This window comes from Limnospira sp. PMC 1279.21 (assembly GCF_032349615.1).
GTDB classification, from domain to species: Bacteria; Cyanobacteriota; Cyanobacteriia; order Cyanobacteriales; family Microcoleaceae; genus Limnospira; species Limnospira fusiformis.
The window spans coordinates 1-21,821 of the sequence record NZ_JARPLU010000012.1; the positions used below are offsets into that span (position 1 = coordinate 1).

The 21,821-nt window shown below is 42.8% G+C and carries 19 protein-coding genes; 8 read left to right on the top strand and 11 right to left on the bottom strand.

What is annotated here, in order from left to right:
- Positions 1 to 247: 247 nt before the first annotated feature.
- Positions 248 to 1,162 (bottom strand): aspartoacylase, encoded by a 915-nt coding sequence (locus P5683_RS03270; RefSeq protein WP_006624981.1) that lies wholly within the window; start codon positions 1,160 to 1,162, stop codon positions 248 to 250.
- An 88-nt stretch (positions 1,163 to 1,250) separates the two neighbouring features.
- On the bottom strand, positions 1,251 to 2,480 hold the full coding sequence (locus P5683_RS03275) for a DUF1501 domain-containing protein (RefSeq protein WP_006670640.1): 1,230 nt from the start codon (positions 2,478 to 2,480) through the stop codon (positions 1,251 to 1,253).
- A 132-nt stretch (positions 2,481 to 2,612) separates the two neighbouring features.
- Here P5683_RS03275 and P5683_RS03280 point away from each other — a divergent pair, with 132 nt between their 5' ends.
- Positions 2,613 to 2,750, top strand: coding sequence for a hypothetical protein (locus P5683_RS03280; protein ID WP_187757688.1), 138 nt, complete (start codon positions 2,613 to 2,615; stop codon positions 2,748 to 2,750).
- A gap of 51 nt (positions 2,751 to 2,801) precedes the next feature.
- On the opposite strand, the gene P5683_RS03285 is transcribed toward P5683_RS03280, so the two are convergent.
- The gene (locus P5683_RS03285) at positions 2,802 to 4,205 is read right to left on the bottom strand and encodes a HAMP domain-containing sensor histidine kinase (RefSeq protein ID WP_315639016.1); all 1,404 of its coding nucleotides are present in this window, start codon (positions 4,203 to 4,205) and stop codon (positions 2,802 to 2,804) included.
- Positions 4,206 to 4,612: 407 nt separating this feature from the next.
- Here P5683_RS03285 and P5683_RS03290 point away from each other — a divergent pair, with 407 nt between their 5' ends.
- Positions 4,613 to 5,989: a nicotinate phosphoribosyltransferase gene (locus P5683_RS03290; protein ID WP_006624984.1), complete on the top strand. Its 1,377-nt coding sequence runs from the start codon at positions 4,613 to 4,615 to the stop codon at positions 5,987 to 5,989.
- Positions 5,989 to 6,930: an ADP-ribosylglycohydrolase family protein gene (locus P5683_RS03295; protein WP_315639019.1), complete on the top strand. Its 942-nt coding sequence runs from the start codon at positions 5,989 to 5,991 to the stop codon at positions 6,928 to 6,930. The genes P5683_RS03290 and P5683_RS03295 overlap by 1 nt, the downstream gene beginning before the upstream one ends.
- Before the next feature lie 83 nt (positions 6,931 to 7,013).
- Here P5683_RS03295 and P5683_RS03300 read toward each other — a convergent pair whose 3' ends face one another.
- From P5683_RS03300 to P5683_RS03310, 3 genes are all read right to left on the bottom strand, one after another.
- Positions 7,014 to 8,207 (bottom strand): site-specific DNA-methyltransferase, encoded by a 1,194-nt coding sequence (locus tag P5683_RS03300; RefSeq protein WP_006624986.1) that lies wholly within the window; start codon positions 8,205 to 8,207, stop codon positions 7,014 to 7,016.
- Between the two features lie 110 nt (positions 8,208 to 8,317).
- Positions 8,318 to 9,334, bottom strand: a complete 1,017-nt coding sequence (locus P5683_RS03305; RefSeq protein ID WP_006624987.1) for a succinate dehydrogenase/fumarate reductase iron-sulfur subunit — start codon at positions 9,332 to 9,334, stop codon at positions 8,318 to 8,320.
- A gap of 32 nt (positions 9,335 to 9,366) precedes the next feature.
- Positions 9,367 to 9,759, bottom strand: coding sequence for a 6-pyruvoyl tetrahydropterin synthase family protein (locus P5683_RS03310; RefSeq protein WP_006670643.1), 393 nt, complete (start codon positions 9,757 to 9,759; stop codon positions 9,367 to 9,369).
- 52 nt (positions 9,760 to 9,811) lie between these two features.
- Here P5683_RS03310 and cobU point away from each other — a divergent pair, with 52 nt between their 5' ends.
- Positions 9,812 to 10,378 (top strand): bifunctional adenosylcobinamide kinase/adenosylcobinamide-phosphate guanylyltransferase, encoded by a 567-nt coding sequence (cobU, locus tag P5683_RS03315; protein ID WP_006624989.1) that lies wholly within the window; start codon positions 9,812 to 9,814, stop codon positions 10,376 to 10,378.
- Positions 10,379 to 10,381: 3 nt separating this feature from the next.
- Here the strand turns inward: cobU and P5683_RS03320 are convergent, their stop codons facing one another.
- From P5683_RS03320 to P5683_RS03330, 3 genes are all read right to left on the bottom strand, one after another.
- Positions 10,382 to 12,442 (bottom strand): FHA domain-containing protein, encoded by a 2,061-nt coding sequence (locus P5683_RS03320; RefSeq protein WP_315641762.1) that lies wholly within the window; start codon positions 12,440 to 12,442, stop codon positions 10,382 to 10,384.
- Between the two features lie 36 nt (positions 12,443 to 12,478).
- Positions 12,479 to 13,993, bottom strand: coding sequence for an FHA domain-containing protein (locus P5683_RS03325; protein WP_006624991.1), 1,515 nt, complete (start codon positions 13,991 to 13,993; stop codon positions 12,479 to 12,481).
- 92 nt (positions 13,994 to 14,085) lie between these two features.
- Complete coding sequence (locus tag P5683_RS03330) at positions 14,086 to 15,594, bottom strand: FHA domain-containing protein (protein ID WP_315669415.1); 1,509 nt, start codon at positions 15,592 to 15,594, stop codon at positions 14,086 to 14,088.
- 319 nt (positions 15,595 to 15,913) lie between these two features.
- On the opposite strand from P5683_RS03330, the gene P5683_RS03335 reads away from it, so the two are divergent.
- The 4 genes from P5683_RS03335 to P5683_RS03350 are packed head-to-tail and all read left to right on the top strand — an operon-like array spanning position 15,914 to position 19,766.
- Positions 15,914 to 16,813 (top strand): hypothetical protein, encoded by a 900-nt coding sequence (locus tag P5683_RS03335; protein WP_193521057.1) that lies wholly within the window; start codon positions 15,914 to 15,916, stop codon positions 16,811 to 16,813.
- Between the two features lie 18 nt (positions 16,814 to 16,831).
- A complete protein-coding gene (locus tag P5683_RS03340; RefSeq protein WP_006624994.1) occupies positions 16,832 to 17,830 on the top strand; it encodes a hypothetical protein in 999 nt (332 codons plus the stop codon).
- Between the two features lie 53 nt (positions 17,831 to 17,883).
- Complete coding sequence (locus tag P5683_RS03345) at positions 17,884 to 18,810, top strand: hypothetical protein (protein ID WP_006624995.1); 927 nt, start codon at positions 17,884 to 17,886, stop codon at positions 18,808 to 18,810.
- Positions 18,811 to 18,869: 59 nt separating this feature from the next.
- Entirely contained in the window at positions 18,870 to 19,766 is an 897-nt protein-coding gene (locus tag P5683_RS03350) for a hypothetical protein (RefSeq protein ID WP_006624996.1), read from the top strand.
- 39 nt (positions 19,767 to 19,805) lie between these two features.
- Here the strand turns inward: P5683_RS03350 and P5683_RS03355 are convergent, their stop codons facing one another.
- Together P5683_RS03355 and tmk are read right to left on the bottom strand one after the other, a co-directional pair.
- Positions 19,806 to 20,810, bottom strand: a complete 1,005-nt coding sequence (locus P5683_RS03355) for a DNA polymerase III subunit delta' (protein WP_006670647.1) — start codon at positions 20,808 to 20,810, stop codon at positions 19,806 to 19,808.
- Positions 20,797 to 21,492: a dTMP kinase gene (gene tmk, locus P5683_RS03360; protein WP_006624998.1), complete on the bottom strand. Its 696-nt coding sequence runs from the start codon at positions 21,490 to 21,492 to the stop codon at positions 20,797 to 20,799. Before tmk ends, P5683_RS03355 begins: the two co-directional genes overlap by 14 nt.
- Positions 21,493 to 21,821 lie beyond the last annotated feature (329 nt).

Consider the following 21,821-nt stretch of genomic DNA (forward strand, 5'->3'; position numbering starts at 1 on the left):
GTTTCTCATGGGCAGAAAATTGACAGCGGAACCCACCCCGACAATTATTAATTATCGCCGTGGTCAAGAAACCCGGTTTCTCAAATAAACCGGGTTTCTCATGGGCAGAAAATTGACAGCGGAACCCACCCCGACAATTATTAATTATCGCCGTGGTCAAGAAACCCGGTTTCTCAAATAAACCGGGTTTCTCATGGGCAGAAAATTGACAGCGGAACCCACCCCGACAATTATTAATTATTAATTATTAATTATTAATTATTAAGGTTTGGGGTTCGGTGAAAATCATGGCGATCGCTTTTTCGTAGTAGGCTGCCTCATTGATAAAAATCGGCCAGACGGGGGTTTCTCCCTGGTAATAAATGGTGGTTCCGTCAAACTGTAAAAACATCGGATCGCCCGGGTTTAGCTGTTGATAATCCCTCCCCTGTAGTTGTGGGTGAATCATGGCGGCGAGTTCCCCCGTCGCCGTGCGGGGATAGTCTATCTGTTTGATAAACTGGTATATGGTGAGAGTGCGATCGCTGTGGATAATCTCCCCCCGATTATACTTTTCTATGTAGTCTAAAATCGCATAAATCACCTTTTCCGCTTTCAGAAATAATGCCGCATCTAACATCCCTGGCGCAATGGGTCCGACTTCGATGGAAAATCCGTAATTAGACAAAGATTTGAGGGAGGGGTTTGCCGGTTCCGATTCAGATTCGATCCAACTGTAGATATTTATTTCGGGAAAAATGCTTTTTAAATAGGCGGTAACTTGGCGATTAAAAGCATTATTTTTTACCCAAATTAAGGTTAATCCCATGTGGGCGGTGCTGCTGTGTAAATCAATGATGGTATCAACAGGAGATGGGCTTTGGGGTCCCCACTGGCTGGCTATCCATTGCGATCGCTGAATTTCATAAATATCAGAATTGGGATGTTCTAAATCTTCCCGCCGAAAACAGCGGTTTAAATCACGATCAACATAGCGACGATTAATTTCCCAGGCGCGGGGATTAGCTAATAGTGTGAAAGTCTCAAAATTAGAACGCCGCAATAATTCAGGCGATCGCTCAAATTTCTTAATCAAATAAACTCCCGTCCATTCATTGCCATGAGTGCCACCCACAATGGCAACTCGTTTGATTTTACCATGATTTTCTGCTGTTAATCCCATGAGATATTATGCCCAATTAATCAATTGATGATGGATAGTTAATAAGTTGGCTGACCGGGAACACCCCAAACCGGACAACCTCCATCAATTAAACAATCTCCGAAAAGTTGCCAGTGGGGCGGTATCCTGGAAATACCTGCCCTAACTGAGAAGCAGTTAACCCAAACTGAGAAGTTAAAATCGGGCTAATCACATCTCGAAAATCCGTCGTCACAGCCAGATCCCGTCCCTCGTATAACTCGGAGTCAGACAAACCTGGCCAACTCCCATAAACGCGACCACCACGCACGGAACCACCCAAAACCCATAAAACATTACCACGTCCGTGATCAGTGCCGCCATTGCCATTTTCTCGCACTGTGCGACCAAATTCTGACATCACCACAATAGTGGTATTGCTATAAACGGAACCCAGCCTATCCACTAGCGCCACCAAGCCCTCCCCTAACCTTTCCAGACGGTTCGCCATTAACCCCCGACTTGAACCCTGGTTAACATGGGTATCCCATCCCCCAACATCGAGAAATGCTAATCTAATCTGTGGGTCACGCACTACCAAAGTCGCTAATTGTTGAGCATTCCCAGCTAAACCAGCAGGTAGAGGCGCACCATTATTCGCGGCGACCATTTCCGCCTCTAATTCCCTAATGAGTTGATCGCGGGCGCTTCTACCTTCCTGATAAGCCACGCTGAGGGGGTCATTATTGGCATAGAGTCGGTCAAAGGTGGCTCGCACCTGATCGCGATCTATGGGCATTTGGCGGGAGGCATTGCGACCTAGGGAGATATTGCTAACTGGCTGAGAACCTGATAGAATGGCAGATATCGACTGACCGACACTCACCGCATCTACGGGGTTTTGTCCTGGTAACAAGCCCAGTAGGCGGTTCATCCAACCGTCGGGGGTTCTTTTATTTCCTGGTGTACCCACTTCCATATAGTGTTGAGCCTCAAAGTGAGACCGGGTGGGGTCAGGAGAACCGCAGGCGTGAACAAAAGCTAAACTTCCTTGGTTCCATAGCGGAAGCAGGGAGTTTAGGCTGGGGTGTAAGCCAAAGTGTTGGTCTAGCTTAATTGCGCCTCCCTCCTGTTGGGGTCGGGGAATGGCGATCGCTGGTCTAGCCTGATAATAGTCACTGTCGCCATAGGGGACAACTACATTTAATCCGTCAATTCCTCCCCGCAAAAATAGGACGATTAACCTTTTGGGGTTAGGGGTGGTGGCGGCACTTCTGGCGATCCAACCGTAGCTTCCTAATGTGGCGATCGTGGCGGCGCACAATTGAGCGCCAAAAGTTAAAAATTGTCGTCTTCGCATATTGACGGCTTCCTATCTATCGGCTGATTAATTTCCCACACTGCTATTTTAAGTTAAGTTTTCCCGGTTGTGGGAAAATCAACCGCAAGTCTAGTCTGGTTAATGAGGCTGATAGGGAAATTGGCTTAGTCTTTGCTGATTAATTTCCCATACTGCTATTTTAAGTTAAGTTTTCCCGGTTGTGGGAAAATCAACCGCAAGTCTAGTCTGGTTAATGAGGCTGATAGGGAAATTGGCTTAGTCTTTACCGCCATTGCTGTTTGTACCTAATACTTACTTAGATGTATGTGGGTGGGGTACTTACCGGATTATATCATACTCCTAAATCAAAGGTAAGACTATCTCAAATTCGGTGCCGATACCGGGGGTGGAAAGGAGATGCAAACAACCACCATGTTTCTCGTAAATAATTTGATGACTAATTGCTAGTCCTAAACCTGTACCTTTTTCGGCGGACTTGGTAGTGAAAAAGTTATCGAAAATCCGGTTTTGGATTTCTTTGGGGATGCCAGGGCCATTGTCGGTAATCCGAATCACAATATATTGGCTATTCGGTGTTGATGGGTCTTCTGATGATTCGGTATTTTGGGGATATTCTGGGTGATTTTTGGGGGGAATTATGAGCGATCGCAATTGGGAAGGACAACTATCCGCTACATGGGTGGAAATCCAGATTTTGGCAGTATTAGGGCTATGATTGGCGGTTTCTTCTAAAGCATCGATCGCATTAGCCAACAGATTCATAAATACTTGACTAAGCAGCCCAGAATAACCCAAAAACTTGGGTAAATTCCCATAGCTTTTAATGACATCAATCCCAACTTTTAGGCGGTTTTTTAGAATAATTAGGGTACTGTCTAAACATTCATGAATATCTGTCTCCCGCCTTTGTTTATTCTCCATGTGGGAAAAGGTGCGTAAACTGTTGACTAGGTGCTTCAACTGTTCAGAAGAAACTTGAATACTTTTGAGCATTTGCAAGCCATCATTTTTGAGGAATTCCCAATCAATATCTTCTTTTAACTCTTCAATACTTGGTCGGGGAGTAATTAATTCCTGTTCGTAGGCGTTAATTAACTGCATAATATCTTCATAATACTGAGTTAAACAGTGAGTATTTCCGACAATGCAGCCTACAGGATTACGGATTTCGTGAGCCACTCCCGCGACCATTTGACCTAGACTTGCTAACTTTTCAGTTTGCATTAATTGGGACTGGGTTTGTTCTTGTAATAATTCGGTGGCTAGTTGATGAATAAAAGACTGAAAAATCAATAGTTGTTGGGTATCTAATAGCCGATAATCAGTCTCGGAAATTTGCACAATAATTGGCTCATAAATTTGTTCAGGCGATCGCATAATAGCCAGCCGTGCTGCATCAACTATCAGAGTATCTCCGGGAAGTATTAATAACTCCACCTGAGACAATTTATAGAGGGCTCGAATAGACCTAGGTAAAAACAGTTCCCGACCATAAGGACGACTGAGATGCTCCAAAAAACGCCGCCGGGAAATCATGCCAATAAACTGGCTATCATGGTTTAAAATAACTCCGGGGATAGTGGGGTTAGTTTCAAACATTTTCGCCAACACCATTCCCACTTGATCTAGATCTACTTGAAAGTCATACAGAGACAATTCTTGTAGGGTAGACTCTAAGCGCAAATTGCTACGTGAAAACACCGATGCAGACCGAGGGGTGCAATCTTCAATACAAACGTTCATGACTAATTTTTTCAACCTAACTCATTGTACGATGTTTTGCGGTTAACCTTCTGTAGATGCTAGTCTCCATTTATCAGTCTATCATGGTTTAATGCTCTGACCAGGAATTTAGCCAAAATTAACCATATCTTAATTAATGTTTAACCTTATATGGGCTAGTTATGGCATTGATTATATGTACCGTAAATTTCCTTGATCCCAGATAAGGAATTGACTAATCTTATGGGTTGTATATGTAATTAACAACCCCGTCGGAGAGGGGGGCAGAACCCGCGCCTACATGATATCCGTCGCCTTCACCCCAACCTCTGTCTCAAATAGTCAGATAGGGCGAGGGAAGTTTAGATGTACATCGCCAATGGCTATATAATTAGAAAAGACAGTATATATATCAAGGTATCTAACCCATGGACTTTGCATCAGAAGACCGTGCTATGTCTTTAAGTCCTGATGAGTATAGCTTACTAACAGATCTGTATCAATTAACAATGACAGCCTGTTATGTGGGGGAAGGAATTGAGAATAAACCCGCCAGTTTTGAACTGTTCACCAGAAAGTTACCGGATCACTTTGGTTACTTAATAGCTATGGGTTTAACCCAGGCATTAGACTATTTGGCAAACCTCAAGTTTAACTCATCTCAAATTGAACAACTGCAATCATTGGGAATTTTCAGCCATGTTAATAATCGCTTTTGGTCGGTGTTAGCCGAAGCCAAATTTAGCGGGAATGTGTGGGCTGTCCCGGAAGGTACGGCGGTATTTGCGAATGAACCAATCTTGCGAATTGAGGCTCCTTTATGGCAAGCTCAAATTGTAGAAACTTACCTTTTAAATACCATAAATTATCAAACTTTAATTGCTACCAAAGCAGCCAGAATGCGCGATGCAGCGGGACCTGATGCGAAATTATTGGAGTTTGGAACTCGGCGGGCTTTTAGTCCCCAAGCATCTTTGTGGGCGGCGCGGGCGGCTTTGGGGGCGGGTTTTGATGGTACTTCTAATGTGTTGGCGGCTTTGAAATTAGGTAGAAAACCAAGGGGAACAATGGCTCATGCTTTGGTAATGGCGATCGCTGCTATTGATGAAAATGAAGATGCGGCTTTTGAGGCTTTTCACCATTATTTCCCCGGCGCACCTTTGTTAATTGATACCTATGACACGGTGAAAGCAGCACAACGGTTAGCTGAACAGGTCAAAGCTGGAAAAATTCAGGTGCAGGGGGTAAGATTAGACTCTGGAGATATGGTAGAATTATCTAAACAAGTGCGATCGCTATTACCAGAGGTGGAAATTTTTGCTAGTGGGGATATTGACGAGGTAGAAATTGCTCGTTTAAAAGGGGCTGAGGCTCCTATTAATGGCTACGGAATAGGGACTAAACTGGTGAGTGGAACTCCGGTTAATGGAGTTTATAAGCTGGTAGAAATTGATGGTATTCCGGTGATGAAAGAGTCTAGTAGTAAGGTGACTTATCCGGGACGTAAGCAAATTTATCGGCTCATGGAAGGGGGTAAAATGAAAGGCGATCGCCTCTGTTTAATGGACGAAAGCGAGAGTATTAATCCATCATCTATCGGCTTATTGCAATTGGTCATGAAAGACGGAAAACTGGTCAATCAGCCAGAGCCTTTAGCCGCCATTGCTGAACGCACCGCCGCCTCGGTTGCCAGTCTTCCCCCAGAATATCGTAGGTTTGATCATCCGATTTTCCCGACCCTTGAAATTTCCGAAGAATTGGCAAATTTGAGGCAAAAAGTTAGCAAGTCAATTGAGGTCAAATAATGCAATATTCTCCATTTTTGTCTGGTTTAATGGGAGTCTGTGTAGGCGATGCTCTGGGAGTTCCGGTAGAATTTAATAGCCGCAGTGATTGTCAAGAAAAACCGATAACAACTATGGTCGGCTATGGTACTTACCATCAACCCGCAGGAACTTGGTCTGATGATAGTTCTCTGACTTTTTGTTTGGCTGAAAGTCTCTGTAATGGCTATAATTTGCATGAGATAGCTAAGGCTTTTTGTAAGTGGATTTATGAGGGTTACTGGACACCTTATGGTAATGCGTTTGATATTGGTGGGACTACTTACAGGGCGATTAGTAGATTGCGTGAAGGGGTGGAACCTATAGCAGCAGGAGGAACAGATATTCGTGATAATGGGAATGGCTCGTTAATGCGAATTTTACCTTTAGCTTATGGTTATAAGTCCCTGGAATTTCCCGAATTAATTAAACGGGTTCACGACTGTTCTCGCCTTACCCATGGTCATCCGCGATCGCAAATGGCTTGTGGTATTTACATTAGTATTGCTGTGTGTTTATTACAGGGTATGGATATCAAAACCGCCTATATTGAAGGACTTAAAGCGGTTGAAGCTATTTATACTAAACCACCCTTTAAGTCGGAATTACCAGAGTTTAAACGAGTGTGGACTGGTGAAATTGAAAGTTTACCGGAAAATGCGATCGCCTCTGATGGTTATGTAGTTCATACCTTAGAAGCATCTCTGTGGTGTCTATTAAAGACTTCTTCCTATGCTGAAGCTGTCCTAACAGCAGTTAATTTAGGTTCTGATACCGATACGACTGGCGCGGTTACAGGAGGTCTAGCAGGGATTTATTATGGTTTTGAACAAATACCTTCCGAGTGGGTAAAGGCGATCGCGCGTCGAGAGGATATCATCGATTTAGCTAACCGTCTAGCTAAAGCCACAGAAAATAGTTAATTTTTGAGTAAAATAACTCTAGAGATTTAACCCATTTCTTGGGTTAATTAACCGGGGAGGTGGTTGGGTAACTAGATGGATGGTCAATCATCTAATTGGCTTAATGAATTGAGGATGGATAATCCAGGCGCATTAATAACCCTAACACCTGGGGGTAAACTGACCAAATCCGAAAAATAGCCCCCTTCATTTATCGCAATCAAAAACATAACTAAAGCATTCTTATTTTTTGAGGCGTTATAGAGATAGTTAGCCGCCTCAACTATAGTCTCATGATTACGTTGAACCCTAACCGGAATAGGACAACCATTAACATCAGACCTAAGAATTGCATCAATTCCTTTATTTCTGTGAACCACAGCAAAATCTAATCCCCATAGTAGTCCTAACACACTTTCATCAACATTTTTGTAAGAATCGCGACCTTTAGTGAGTAGATTAGAATTAGTTTTAATCGGGTCACTCAAACGTTTTTTAGTTAATTCGACAGCATCAGTAGATATATCAATTCCCACAGAATTTCGTCCGAGTAAACTAGCCGCCACCAAAGTGGTACCGCTACCACAGAAAGGATCTAAAATCAAATCACCTTCATTGGTAGCTATCTTAATAATTTGTTCCAGTAAAAGCAGCGGTTTTTGGGTAGGATAACCGACCCTTTCTTTAGCTTTAGGATTCAAATAGGGTATTTCCCAAACATCACTAAGAGGAACCCCTTTCTTACCGCCACTAGGGATAATATTACCATCTAGGTCTTTGTCATAAATAGACTTGCCATATTCATCTCGTTTTCGGCGCTGGAGAATTTGATCTACGTTGGTAGTTTCCGAATATTCGCCATAAATAAAATTAAATGTATAATCATCAGATTTGGTATAGTAAAAAATAGTTTGATGTGCTGGTAGCAAGGCTTTCTGGGAATTAGACCAGCGTTTATAGTGCCAAATAATTTCAGAGCGAAACATTTGCGGACTAAAAACATCATCCAACAACAATCTAATCAGGTGTGAAGCATGGCGATCGCAATGAACAAAAATAGACCCAGATGGCGACAAAATTCGCCACATTTCTTGCAAACGTTGATAGATAAAATTCCCATATTCTTGATGAGAAGACCACAAATCTTGAAAAGAAAACTCTTTGCGGCTATCTCTAGTTGTTAATTTATGGGTTTTTTGCGAAAAAAATGGCGGGTCAAGATAGATTAAATCAATGCTATCTTTCTCCCAAGTGCTGATGATATTAAGGCAATCACCTTGATAAACTAATGCACTCATAGTTAATTACTCAATATTTTCTAGAAACAGTAAGGGCGGGTTATGCGAGACTGCTCAACCCACCCTAGTAGCTTAATCTGCTAACTTAATCTGCTAATTGTTCAGGGAAATTATGGCTTTTCCTTCTCCAAACTTTGGACAGACTCAATGAGCGATCGCACTGTTTTAGTTCCCTCAGAAGGTTCAAAACCAAACGGAAACTTACCCCGTAAAAGCATCCGAACACCCAAAGGACCAATACTGAGAATACCTCGGACATCTCGTAAGTAGTTACCCACAACCATTAAGCCAAATTTACGCTCATCAACCCATCCCCCTTGCTTCACCAGTTCAACCATAACCTTACGGTGGCGCACAGGACGACTATCAGATGGCTGCTTACGTTCTAATATTTCATGCTTAATCTTACCAATTTGGTCCATAGGAGCCACCTCCATCGGACAAACTGTATTGCAGTTGTAGCAACGGGTACAGCCCCAAACTCCCTGAATATCCTGGTTATACTGTTCTAAACGTTCCTCAGTGCGTGCGTCACGAGAATCAGCAACCATTCTCTGAGCCTTAGCCAGGGCGTGAGGACCGACAAAAGCCGGGTTAACCTCTTTGGCATTGCATTCAGAATAACAAGCGCCACAGAGGATACAATTGCCATTTTGATTCAAACTTTCCCTTTCTTCGGGAGTCTGGAGAAACTCCCGCTCAGGAATTTTACGCGCCTGTGTACTAACATAAGGTTCCACCGCTTCCAGGTTATCCCAGAATTGGGTCATATCCACCACTAGGTCTTTGATTACAGGCATATTACCCATGGGCGCAATGGTTAATACAGGAATCTCATCGCCGCCTGTATAACTTGAATTAGCAGCAGCAATGTCTTGTAGGCGTTTGACTTCACTGGCCACATTTTCTTTACAAGCTAGGGCGGCGCGACCATTAATCCTCATTGAACAACTACCGCAGATGGTATTTCGGCAGTTTTTGCGAAAGGCTAAAGTGCCGTCAAGTTCCCATTTGATCCGATTTAGACTATCTAAAATAGTAGTAGCTGGATCAACATCTAGCTGATAACTTTGCACTTGCGGCGCGCTTGAAGCAGTTTGCCGGATAATATTAAATTGAACTTTCATTTGCTCAAACCAAGGTCTGTCCCTATTATAAATCAGGTTTCGTCTTCATACTCAACCCAGGAATTGGCTGTTTCGGAAACCATGACTTTTAGCTGTACTCCCTCTGGGACTCGCTTTTTGGTTTCATCATAGATAAATTTGGCAATCATTTCGGCGGTGGTTTCGTAGTTGGGGGGTAATATTTCATTGAGAAGACCGTGATCAAGTCCGCCTTTGCTGACATCTTTCTTGGCCCATCGCAGGCTGCGGAAATCGGCAACCATCACCGGGTGGGGACAAAATTCGGATCCGTGCAGTTGGTTTGATGTGGCTTCTACTCGGACTTTATAGGTGTGTCCGTGGAGGCGACCACAGGGGCCGTTGTAATCTTTGATATAGTGGGCGCTATCGAATGTAAATTCGGTTGTTAGTTTCCATTTAGACATGGGTGGCTGACCTGTGGTTTTGGTAACTGTTGACAATTAGCAAAAAATTGGGATGACTGATACGGGAAGATTAATTTTAGTAACTGGTCCGGTGCGATCGGGTAAAAGTGAGTGGGCGGAAAATTGGGCGGAAAATTACGCTAGAAATTACCGCAAGTCGGTGATTTATATAGCCACATCTGGTTTTGATGATGACGATCGCGAATGGTGCGATCGCATTCAAAAACATCGCGATCGTCGCCCTTCCGATTGGACAACTTTAGAGGTTCCCATCACATTATCAACTACTTTAGCATCTGTGGCAACGGCGGATAATTGTATTTTAGTAGATTCTCTGGGGACTTGGTTGGCTAATTTATTGGACTGGGAAGAATCACAATGGGAACAGGCGGTTACGGAGTTATTACAGGTTTTATTAACCGTCACTGGACCCGTGATTTTAGTGGCTGAGGAAGTCGGTTGGGGGTTGGTTCCCCCTTATCCCTTGGGCCGCCTTTTTCGCGATCGGCTAGGGGGTTTAGTCCGACTGCTGGGGACTCATGCTGATTCCGTTTATTTAGTTACTGGGGGTTATGCGTTAGACTTAACTCGCTTAGGTGTCAAAATATCCCCTGATTAATAACTAAAGTCTCTTGAATTTTTGCACTTCCGCGAAATCTTTTTCCAAATTCCGTTGGCTAGATTGATATTGGTCTTTTTGCATCCGCAACTCTAACTGATGTTTTTCGCTATTTAGTAAATAAGCATTATAGCACTCATTAACCGCCTCTAAATCATCTCTAATTCTTCTTTCCTCCTGTTCTAAAGCATAGCCCATATTTTGGACAATATTATTGCTGATATTTTTAATGAAAGATTGATAATAGCTATTCATATCTTTCTTGAGTTTTTCAGTATTATCTTGAATTTTCGCGGTTTTATCTTGATGATAAGATATCAGCGTAGTCACCATAAAAATAGGTAACAAGATCGCCACTATCCTACCTTTGACATCCCCACCCGCTGGAATAAATAAACTACCCATCAGCATAATAGTTCCCACACCAGATATCACCTGACCTTTCAGATTTTTAAATAAATAACCGAACAAACTCGGTTGTTTATATCGACTCTCAAAAGTTGGTTCAATCACAGAAGCCTGTAATATGCTTCTAAAATCTATATCTTCTGGGGGGTGAAATAGGGATTCCGACCATGATAAATTAGGCACAAAGTTCAGGATATCATAGATACGTTTTAGCAGCCCATTTAAACCATCACCGCCATAAAAATTACCAATTCTTTGCCATTCTTCAGAAGACCATTTGATCAACTCTGTTTGACAAACATGAATGGCTTTTAAGTGCAGATAGTGACCCGTAGCATTAGGATTATCTCCTGCTTGTAGTCGGACATATAAATATGCGCCCCGCTGGACTCCGCTGGATTTTAAATCATCAGTAAACTGCTGAATTTTATAGAATAAACTACTTTTCCGAAACTCATCTAATAAATTATTTTTTGATTGATTGAGGTCATTTTTAAGCATTCGGAAAAACTTATCTTTCTCATCTCCAGCTTTTTTTAAAGCCTTTTTCATATCATCTTTTAAATCATTAGCCTGTAAAAGACTAAGCTGTGCTTCCATTTGTTGACAACTCTGTTTAACTGCCTCAATTTCTCGTTCTAAAACCTGTTCGATCGCCTCTAGTTTTTCAAGAATATTTTGGCTGAAGCGTTTTAATAATAATTTTTCTCCCTGATTGGCTGCCAGTTTTTCTAAAAAATCATAATGTTTATCTAGTTTCTGCTTCACTTCTGCTTCAATATCTCCGGGATTATATGCTGCTAAATTGCTGGGTAAATCGATTACCTCAACGCCAGGATATTCGGTATTTAAACTGTTATATATATCCTCAAATTTTTGACAGTCTAAAATTACAAATATATGCTCTATTTGGTTTTTAATTGCTTGCTGAATTGCCGACTTATGACTCTCTATATGCTGTTCCTCATCAATGATTATATATAGTATATCCGCATCAGTTAACGCCTTGGCGCTGGCTCCATTGCTGATTGATGAATTAACTGGCTGTGATGCTTGTAGATGTAAAGCAATACAGCCTGTAATTGGTATTGCAGAACCCAAAAAAATCGACTCATCAGCAGTTAATAAATGATGATTGTCTAGCGGCGTATTATTAATAAAACTGCCATTGGTACTGTTCAGATCGTTAATTTCCCAGCCGCGAATATTACCGTTAACAATGGGTTTAATTTCCGCGTGTTTGTTACTAATTAAATGATACTCATTGGGAATTTTTACCCGACAACTACGATGGCGACCCACTTGGATAATCTCATGTTCCGAAAGAGGATAACGCTGGATTTCTGACCCGCTTAATCCATCAACAATAATTAATTCTGGAGATAACTGGGGTTGGGTTTGGCTGATTACCTGAGTTTCCCATTCATAGGATTCTAACAAATTAGGGCGATCGCTTAATAGATTGTCAAAACTCTCGCCTATCTCCGGGGAACTACTAACAATTTTACCTCTCAGTTTTCCGCTGTTTAACTCAGACTCTAGCTGTTCCAGGGTTTGGGCAATTTCCAGATAAGCCGGGTCTCGGTCACTTCTCAACCCCAAAAATCTGTGAATTTCCTGTATTCTAGTCGCGATTTTATCAGTTTTTAAAGACATAATCGAATCCCCAAAACTTAACTTTAATTTAGCCTATTACCACAGCAGAGGACCTTCTACCTGCTCAGGAATTGCTGATGGTGTTGCTGGAGGTGGTGGAACATCTCCCGTGGTTGCGGGTGGCTGATTGGTTTGTTCTGGCTGTGGCTGATTGGTTTGTTCTGGCTGTGGCTGTGGCTGCGGCTGTGGCTGTGGCTGCGGCTGTGGCTGTGGCTGTGGCTCTGGCTGTGGCTGTGGCTGATTGGTTTGTCGTTGCGCTTCTTGCTTGGCGGCTTCTGCTTCTCGCTTGGCGGCTTCTGCTTCTCGCTTGGCGGCTTCCGCTAGTCTCCTCGCTTCTGCTGCTTCCGCATTCAGCCTTTCTTGGCGCTGTTGTTCCGCAATGCGTCTTTCTTCCTCCCGTTTCTGATCATTAGCGCGATCGATAATTGGTTGCACTTTTTGTTTCCAATATTCGCTATCTTGTCGCGGTGATTCCCCCAATAATGCTACCCTTTCCGTTTCTGCGATCGCCTCCCTCCAAGCCTCTCGGTTCAACGCCTGTCTCGCATTTTCTAGGTAATTCTCATTCCGATTCCACTCCTGCTCCCATTGGGAAAGTTCTTGCTTAACTCTGGCGGCGTTGGGACTCGTTTCGGGGATAGCTTCAGCAATTTTTACCGCCTGCTGATAATTACCTTGGCGATATTGTTCCTGCGCTAATTCCTCCATCCGTTGAGATGCTTGCTTAAAGAAATTTTGCGCTTCTGAGTAGGAAGAAGTATTTTCGGGAACCTGTAAAGCCATATCGATCGCACCCCGCCAAGAACCCGCTTCCGCTAAACTATTCGCCTGTTTCATTAACACCGCCGCATGACCATCCTCACAACTTTTTAACAGTCTTGTTAACTCGGATTTTAATACAGGTGTCATCCCGGTAGTTGTCGGTTCTATGGTTAATGCCGTTTTACAAGTCTCATAAGACTCCTGGGATGCTACCATATTACCCTGTTGATGATAACTAGCTCCCTGGTCTAGTGCTTGTTCCGCCTCCGCGATCGCATTTCTGATCGGTGCAGCAGCCTGCCATTTATACACCCAAAATCCTCCCCATCCCAAGCCGATCATTAATACCACTCCACCCAACCAGGGTAATGCTTTCTTAACCGGAGAAACTGGCGGCGGTGGTGGCGGTTCCGGTGGTGGTGGCGGTAGTTCTAACCCTCCCGACACTGGCTGGGTTCCAGCGGCGATCGCTGTGACTTTAAAATCTATATTTCCTAACTGAATATGGCTGCCATTATTTAGGGGTTCCTCACCCACAGGTAGCAATTTACCATCTACAATTGGCGGGTTACTTTCCCGTAGCGATCGTAGATAAAATTGGTGATTCTCTGGACTAAAAAAAATTTCGATATGTAGACCGGATACCGTCTGATCCACGCACACTAAATCACAGCGACTCCCATCTCTACCTATACGGAAAACTCCCGGATGTTTGCTGGGTTGGTTGGCTCGAATACTGGCGCTATTCAACCTTCCCTCTTCTGCCCACTCTAAGGTTAGTTCAGCCATGAATCTGCCGCCTGCTATTATACTGGAAACTCTCTACTCCATTTTAGTAGATATTCCCTGGATTGGGTTAATCTTTTAACATTTTGTAAATCTTAGATACACCAAATTTTGATCTGATTGTCTTCACTACCACTAGCTAGATTTTGTCCATCGGGACTAATGGCGATCGCTCCTACTTGCCAACTATAACCGGAAATAGTGCGGATTTCTGTCTGCGTTTCCCATTGCCAAACTTTCACCGTTTTATCATCAATTCCAGCAATTAAAATTTTGCCATCTGGACTAAACATCAGAGCATTAATCGCCGTTTTACCACCCTCAATAGTCAAAATTTCCTCCCCTGTTTTTACCTGCCATAGTTTAATGGTTTTATCTCCACTACCACTGGCGATAATTTCACTATTAGGACTGATGGATAAGGCAGTTATAGCTAATCTGTGTCCTGATATATTGAGCGTTTCTAAACCAGTTTCGCGGCTCCATAATTTCACGGTTTTATCACCACCGCCACTGGCGATAATTTCACCATTCGGCGCAAAAGCAATAGCATTAACTGCCATTTTATGACCCGCTAAGGATTGGATTTCTTCTCCTGTATTAATATCCCAAAGTTTGATGGTTTTATCTTGGCTACCACTAGCTATAATTTGACCGTCGGGACTGAAAGCAACCGCATTAACTCCTGATCTGTGTCCCTCAAATGTGCGGATCTCTTCTCCATTACTCAGGTTCCAAAGTTTAACGGTTTTGTCAGCACTCGCACTGGCTAACATTTTACCATCTCCACTGAAAGCAACCGATCGCACAGAGTTAGAATGTCCCCCTAAAGTTCGGATATCCGCTTCTGGGTTCAGAGTCCACAAACTTCGACCCGGTGCTGATATTTCCCCTGCTTGTATCCCGAAAATCTTACTCTGACTCTTTTCGTCTTCCCCTTCTGACTCCGCTACAGGTTCGGGTTCTGACTCCGCTACAGGTTCGGGTTCTGACTCCGCTACAGGTTCGGGTTCCGACTCCGCTACAGGTTCGGGTTCTGACTCAATTATCGGTTCGGGTTCTGACTCAATTATCGGTTCGGGTTCTGACTCAATTATGGGTTCGGGTTCTGACTCAATTATGGGTTCGGGTTCTGACTCAATTATCGGTTCGGGTTCTGACTCAATTATCGGTTCGGGTTCCGACTCAATTATCGGTTCCGCAATGGGTGGGAGAGAATTATCAGAAGTTGGCGGCTGAGGCTTGGTTTGATATTCAAATACAAATTCGGGTCCATCCTCACTAAGTTTAATGCGATCGCCTGCTTGGAGGGGATGATTTACCGCCATACGCACACCATTAATAAAAGTGCCATTGACACTATTAAGATCCTCAATTTCCCACAGTTCTACAGAACCTTCTAATACTGGCTTAATTTTGGCGTGATACCGCGATACCATTGTATATTGAAGAGAATCAACTACAATATGAGCATCTTTACCACGACCCAAAATAACTTCTTTAGCCGCAGATAAATCATACTGAAACACAGGATGATCTGGTTTTTTATTACCGGGAATACACAATTTAATGACAGCACATTTGTTTAGGTTAGATTCAGACATATCGACTAATCCAATCAACTATTATAATAATTTTTGGGGGGTTATGTTTGGGGGGGTTATGCACAATATAGGGTGTCCGCTCCCTGATTAAGTTAAGTTATCTGAATATATTATGATCGATTTTGCCTCCCTCGTCAATTCTAAAAAAAACCTAAATTTTCCGACCAAAACTCGATAAATATGGTAATGAAACAAACCCGCCCTGATTTATATAAAAAATTGTAACGTAATTGTGGGCATCTCAGTGTGAGTTAGCATATAATAAAAGCACGGCAATTTTCTCAACCCATCCCCATCATTAAATTGGGAGGACGTTAGTATGGCAGATATTGCAACCATTGAAGATTTAATCGAACAGAATGAGGCGAGAACCCAAGCCTTATCTGAAGAAGTAGATCGAGCTATGATCAGTGTCACTCTGGTTGAGCAGTTTCTGACAGCGATCGATAATAACTTAACCGTCGCTGGCGACACCGCTAAGGCTCAATTTGAAACGATGCTCGCTGCTCTCAACAGCACGGACGAAGCCATAGAGAGTGAACTAGAAACGGCGAAAGAAAACCTCAGCAGTCTCCAGGAAAAAATTAGCGAAGTTGATGAAAAAGTAGAATCTACTTTAGCGGAGATTAAAGCTAAGTTAGATGAGTTAAAAAGCCACGCAGCCGAGATATTATCAGATTTAGAGTCGGAGGCTGAGTCAACAAATTCGGGGTTATTGGAACTTTCCCAACAGGTGGAAACATCAGAGGCGGAAACCCAGACCCAAAGTGAAACGGCTAAAGCTAATGTGGAGGAATTTCGCAATAAAATAGAACAATTGCAGGAGGGTTTTAATAGTCAAAAAAACAGCCTTTTTGAGCAATTCGAGGCTTTACAAGGTGAAATTGAGGCTAAAATTGAACAAATTGCCTCGGATTTTGAGACATTGCGATCGGAAAGCAATAACCAAAAATCCGAGATGGAAAATGCCTTAGACACGGCTTCGGAAGACGCTATCAATACGATAACTAATAAATTTGTGGATGAGGCGAAAAGTCAGCTTTTAGGAAGTGCAGAATCTCTGAGTGAGGCTCTCAGTGCTTTAGGAGAAGCTGGAGAGAAATCCGAGGAAATGTTAGACGGACAATTGGGGGATATTATCGATAATATTAATAATGTGGTGGACGCGGTGCGACCGGTTTTAGATGTGTTGTCAAGAGTTAGAGATTTATTAGGTTAATTTTAGGGAGTTAAGACCATGGCGATCGCTGAAGATTTTGGTCAATCATTAGAAGAATCGGCTGAGAATTTAACCAACTTGTTAAATGTCTTAGATCAAGCCTATGATCAACTTGATCAACTCTGTGAACAATTGGAAGGGGAGAGTGACGACCTGGAAGAAACCCCAGAAATTGTCGAAACCTCATTTTCTAATTTGGTGGAAACCCTAGAAACTGAAGAGTCTAATGTTACCTCGGCTCAAGAGGAGTTGATTTCGGCCTTAGAAGAACTACTACAAAGTATTTCTGATGCTGAAGGTAGCCTAGATGAAACCTCAGCCAATATCGAAGAAAATTACAGCACATTTGAATCTGAGTTAGATAATGATATCGCGGAAATGGATGGGGATATGGATGAAACCAAATCCACATTTGAGGAACTCAAAGACAGCTTCGAGCAACTAACAGAAGCGATAAATCAAGCCATGGAAACCACTATCGGGGTGTTTGAAACCTTGGGTGATGCGATATCGGATCTTGAGGAACGAGTGACAACCAATCAGGAAGAAACAGAAGGTAATTTTGAGGGTTTAGTTACGGAAATTTCCGATAATCATAGGGACTCGTTAGAATCATTGTTGGGAAACTTTAGCCAATTTTTGGCTCAAGATAAATTATCAGAAATTACTGATGATTTTAGTAATTTTAAGGGGGTTTTGACGGATGTATATAACACCCTTGGTAGTCAAGCGGCGGCAGTAGCCGATAATCTTCAAGAAAGGGGAAGCGCAATTTTTGAGAATGTCAAAGATTATGCTGAGGACTCGCTCAAGGACAATTTAGAGGATTCCTTTAAAGATGCTATTGATGATGTGGTCTCGGATATGATTCAAGAGGTAGGAGAAAATATGGTTATGATGAAAGTGGGAGCGACCGTTACTTCATCACTAACTCCGATTTTACCGCAAATTGTAGCAGCTAAGGTCGCCACCGGAACTATCAAACAAGTTTTGAGTTTGGGAGGCATTTTATCTTGAGTTTGACGGTTGAATGCTGCTTGTGCTTATTCAAATATTAAGGAAAAGTGACAATGGAAGAAGTTTATAATTCTTTGGCTCAAATGTCTTCGGTAGCACCGGATAAATTAAATAGTTTAATTGGGGGAGCTACAGAAATTAAAGATGCGGTGCGTGTCCTCGAGTCTAATGTTGAAGAAAAACAGGGTTTAATTGAGGCTTTGATGGAGCAAATAGCTGATGCTTTGAATGAATTTCAGCAGGAGGTTGGGGAACAACAAACGGAAATAGAAAGTGAGGTTGAGGAAACTAATAATATTGCGGAAAGTTGGCAAGAAATTATCAGTGATGCTCAACAACAATTAAGCTCGGAAATGCAGACGGCTCAGGAAAAATTAATCGCTCTGAAAGAGGAGTTGGAGTCGGGTAATGATGAGATTAATAATGCGGGAGAAGAAGCACAAAATAGCCTGACTGAATTACAGGCAAAGTTGCAGGAGGGTCAACAGCGACTTCTGGAGGCTCAAGAAAACCTGAGTGATGCTATTCAAGTTTTGCGAGATAAAATTGAGGAGGCAAAAAATAGCGCTCAGGAACAGGTAGAAGAGTTAAATGATCAGGTGAATGAGGCTGAGGAGGAAGTGAGCGATCGCCTGGAAGAAATGGGTAATAGTTTTACGGAAATTCAGGGAGAATTTGAAACTAAAATCGGTGAAATTACCAGTGACATTATTGAGTCAAAAATTGATGAATTACTGGATGAGTTACAGGAGAAAATCGAAACGGAGTTAAAAGAATTGACTGATTCTGCGGTGTCTGAGGTGAGAGAAACCCTTGACAACATAATGGATAAACTCAGGGGTGCGAAAGATGATGCGGCTAGTCATAGACAAGTAATTAGTCCGCTAATCGAACAGTTAGAGGACTTTATTCAACCTATGGAACTTTTAGTAGACTCGGTGCGAAATTTGGCGAGTAAAGTTGGGGTTTCTTTTGGTTAAATCACCCTAAATATATGGGAATCAGCAGAATTTGATATTACGGAAATTAGGAGTTAGAAATGACTTTAGAACAAGCAGCCAATGAAGTGGTTTTAAAGATGACTCAATTTTTAGAAAAAATTGACTTGGAAGAGGACCGCATTGATAATTCTCGCCAACAGTTAGAAACGATAACGGAAGAAGTGGAAACTGACTGGTCAAGCCTACAAGAACGCGCTGAGGAACTGTTAGAAAAAATAGCGACCGGGAGGGAAGAGTTGGCGGCGGAACGGGAAGCGGTTAGTAATGAACTTGGGGAATTACGGTCAAAAATTGAAGCAGCACAGGAAGAAGTTAATCAAGAATTAGAAGAGACTCAAGCTGCTTTATCTGATTTTTATAACCGAGTTGAAGCGGTTACGCCAGAGTTGGTTGAGGTGATTAACCAGGTAGGAGAATCGTTTAATGCTCTGACGCAAAAGGCGGGGGAACTGAGTACAGAACAGGAACAAAACTTATCGGAAACTCAAGAGTTTATAGCTGAAGAGGTGAAAAGTGATATCGAAACTCACCAGTCAGAAATTGAGGAACGGAGTGGCGATTTTGAAACTTTTATCGGGACAACTATTCCTGAACTGAAAGATGTGTTGAGCGAATTTACGCAACAGGTTAATGAAATTGTTGAGGGGGTAACAGACAAGGTACAAAACTTACAGGAAGTGGCGGAAAAAACGGCTGAAGATACAATTGAGGAAATTACGGAATCTCAACAGGGTAGAATTGAGGAGTTGTTGGATGCTGCTAACCGTTTAAAGGATATGATGGAACAAATTAGTAATATCATCGACCAAACCAGTGATACGGTGGTGACGACTAAAGATACTATGGTTGATGCAGCAGATACTACTAGCACCGGTTTAAATGCGGCGATCGGTATTTTTGATGACCTCAAAAGTATTTTAGGAGGGATTTTGTAATTATTGATAACTGCTGCTGATGACTGGGTGAAATCATGGTTAAATATTGGCGATCGCCATTAGGGTACACTCCCAGACTAAGCGAGGTTGAACGTAAGCCAGCAGATGTTTTCTCGCCTGTTCTAACTGGTGAAGTAATCCGGGAATGGCTAGGCTATTGTTACCGTTAACCCCCGGATTATGGTATTGTTCCCAATAGGAATGTTGCAGATAATCCACTAACCATAACTGAGCCTGAGTGTCAAGAGAGCGGCTAATTTCTGCGGCTAATTCGAGAGATTCTCGTAAACTTTGGGGGAGTTTTTTCACTTTGGCTAATAGTTCCGGTGGAATAGTTTGTAATTGTTCCCAACAGGCGATCGCTTGTCCGGGACTACCCTGCGCCATTGCCATGATCTCAGCATGACGGCAAATTTCACCATAACCCTTTTGAGTTAATATCTGAATTATATCAGTATTTGACAGTCTAAAAAAAGGGATTTTGGCACAGCGAGAAACCAAGGTAGATAACAATGAATCCACACTGGGAGCAATTAAAATTAACACGGATTTACCCGGTTCCTCTAGGGTTTTTAATAAACCATTAGCCGCTCCCTCAGCCATAGTTTCCGCCGCCTCTAAAACCACCACAGACCGCAGAGACTCCAAAGCTGGACGGCTGACAAACTGACTAATTTCTCGGACTTGATCAAGGCGAATTTGTGGCGGTGCGCGACGTTTGAGACCAGAGGCGGCGGCTTCGGCTGCTGACAGCAATTTTCCTTGGTGTAAATAGGTGGGTTCTACCCAAAGTAAATCGGGATGATTTCTCATCTTAACTCGATGTTTAATAGATTGTTTGTGTGCGTCTTCCTCGGATGAATTTAGCAGATTTTTGCGACCTTTCTGCAATAATAATTCAATAAAATATTGAGCGGCTAAACTACGACCTACTCCGGGTATCCCGACGAATAAATAAGCGGGAGCGATCCGATTTTGGGCAATAACTCGGCTCAGAAGTTCGATCGCTTGAGGTTGTCCAATTAAATCGCTAAACGCATCCATAATTATTTGAGATTAACCCCCATTCTAGGAGTTTTTGGTTGAGTATATTTTGGATTTGTTGGGTAACACGATCGCGATCGCCATTTCCATCAATAGGGACAATCCGCTGGGGATACATTTTGGCTAGAGTCGCAAATCCCTCAGCAACCCGATAGTGAAATTCTAGATCAGCCTGTTCAATGCGATCGACTTTTTTTCTAGCCTTAATCCGGGTCAGTCCTGCTTCTACAGGAACATTTAACCACAGAGTCAAGTCCGGCACAACACCCCCAGTCGCGATCTGGTTAATTTGATGAATTTGCTGCAAATCTAGTCCCCGACCATATCCCTGATAAGCTAGGGTAGAGTCGGTAAAGCGATCGCATAAAATAATCGTCCCCTGGTCTAACAGCGGTTTAATCAGAGTTTCGATATGTTGTGCGCGGTCCGCCGCATATAATAATAACTCACTGCGATCGCTCAGAGGTTCCCTGATATCATGGTGAAGTAGTAAATCCCGCAAATGCTGACCTAACTGGGTTCCCCCCGGTTCCCGCGTCACTTGAACCCCCCGTTGGTGGAGTTTCCCCCCGGAAGAATGGTTTAACGACAAGCGATCGGCTAACCACGGCTGAATTTGCTGTATTTGCGTAGTTTTACCGCATCCTTCTATACCTTCAAATACAATTAGTTTTCCCGCCATTTTTGTATTTAGAACCTCCCTAGATCTGATTCAGTCATCGCATATTATGGCAGTTTCGTTAATCAAAATCCGAAAATTTGAGCAAATCTGGTGGGGAGTTTTTACTAAGCCACACCCGAAGCGCTATAATAATCCCGGCTTAATCACCCATCTCTAGGGTTGTGTACCAGAAATGCCAGTATCTCTATCAGGGAACCATAAAAACAGTTAGTCAATATAGCACTACAGCTTGTTCACCAGTCGATTGCCCTCACCCTAAATCTGGATCCCAGAGAGGGAGAGGGACTTTGAGAGGTGATCAGATGATTTCTGAACAGGCTGTAACCTGC

Coding starts and splice junctions, on each gene's coding strand:
- P5683_RS03270 (WP_006624981.1), bottom strand. CDS start 1,162: ATGGGATTAACAGCAGAAAATCATGGTAAAATCAAACGAGTTGCCATT.
- P5683_RS03275 (WP_006670640.1), bottom strand. CDS start 2,480: ATGCGAAGACGACAATTTTTAACTTTTGGCGCTCAATTGTGCGCCGCC.
- P5683_RS03285 (WP_315639016.1), bottom strand. CDS start 4,205: ATGAACGTTTGTATTGAAGATTGCACCCCTCGGTCTGCATCGGTGTTT.
- P5683_RS03290 (WP_006624984.1), top strand. CDS start 4,613: ATGGACTTTGCATCAGAAGACCGTGCTATGTCTTTAAGTCCTGATGAG.
- P5683_RS03295 (WP_315639019.1), top strand. CDS start 5,989: ATGCAATATTCTCCATTTTTGTCTGGTTTAATGGGAGTCTGTGTAGGC.
- P5683_RS03300 (WP_006624986.1), bottom strand. CDS start 8,207: ATGAGTGCATTAGTTTATCAAGGTGATTGCCTTAATATCATCAGCACT.
- P5683_RS03305 (WP_006624987.1), bottom strand. CDS start 9,334: ATGAAAGTTCAATTTAATATTATCCGGCAAACTGCTTCAAGCGCGCCG.
- P5683_RS03310 (WP_006670643.1), bottom strand. CDS start 9,759: ATGTCTAAATGGAAACTAACAACCGAATTTACATTCGATAGCGCCCAC.
- cobU (WP_006624989.1), top strand. CDS start 9,812: ATGACTGATACGGGAAGATTAATTTTAGTAACTGGTCCGGTGCGATCG.
- P5683_RS03320 (WP_315641762.1), bottom strand. CDS start 12,442: ATGTCTTTAAAAACTGATAAAATCGCGACTAGAATACAGGAAATTCAC.
- P5683_RS03325 (WP_006624991.1), bottom strand. CDS start 13,993: ATGGCTGAACTAACCTTAGAGTGGGCAGAAGAGGGAAGGTTGAATAGC.
- P5683_RS03330 (WP_315669415.1), bottom strand. CDS start 15,594: ATGTCTGAATCTAACCTAAACAAATGTGCTGTCATTAAATTGTGTATT.
- P5683_RS03335 (WP_193521057.1), top strand. CDS start 15,914: ATGGCAGATATTGCAACCATTGAAGATTTAATCGAACAGAATGAGGCG.
- P5683_RS03340 (WP_006624994.1), top strand. CDS start 16,832: ATGGCGATCGCTGAAGATTTTGGTCAATCATTAGAAGAATCGGCTGAG.
- P5683_RS03345 (WP_006624995.1), top strand. CDS start 17,884: ATGGAAGAAGTTTATAATTCTTTGGCTCAAATGTCTTCGGTAGCACCG.
- P5683_RS03350 (WP_006624996.1), top strand. CDS start 18,870: ATGACTTTAGAACAAGCAGCCAATGAAGTGGTTTTAAAGATGACTCAA.
- P5683_RS03355 (WP_006670647.1), bottom strand. CDS start 20,810: ATGGATGCGTTTAGCGATTTAATTGGACAACCTCAAGCGATCGAACTT.
- tmk (WP_006624998.1), bottom strand. CDS start 21,492: ATGGCGGGAAAACTAATTGTATTTGAAGGTATAGAAGGATGCGGTAAA.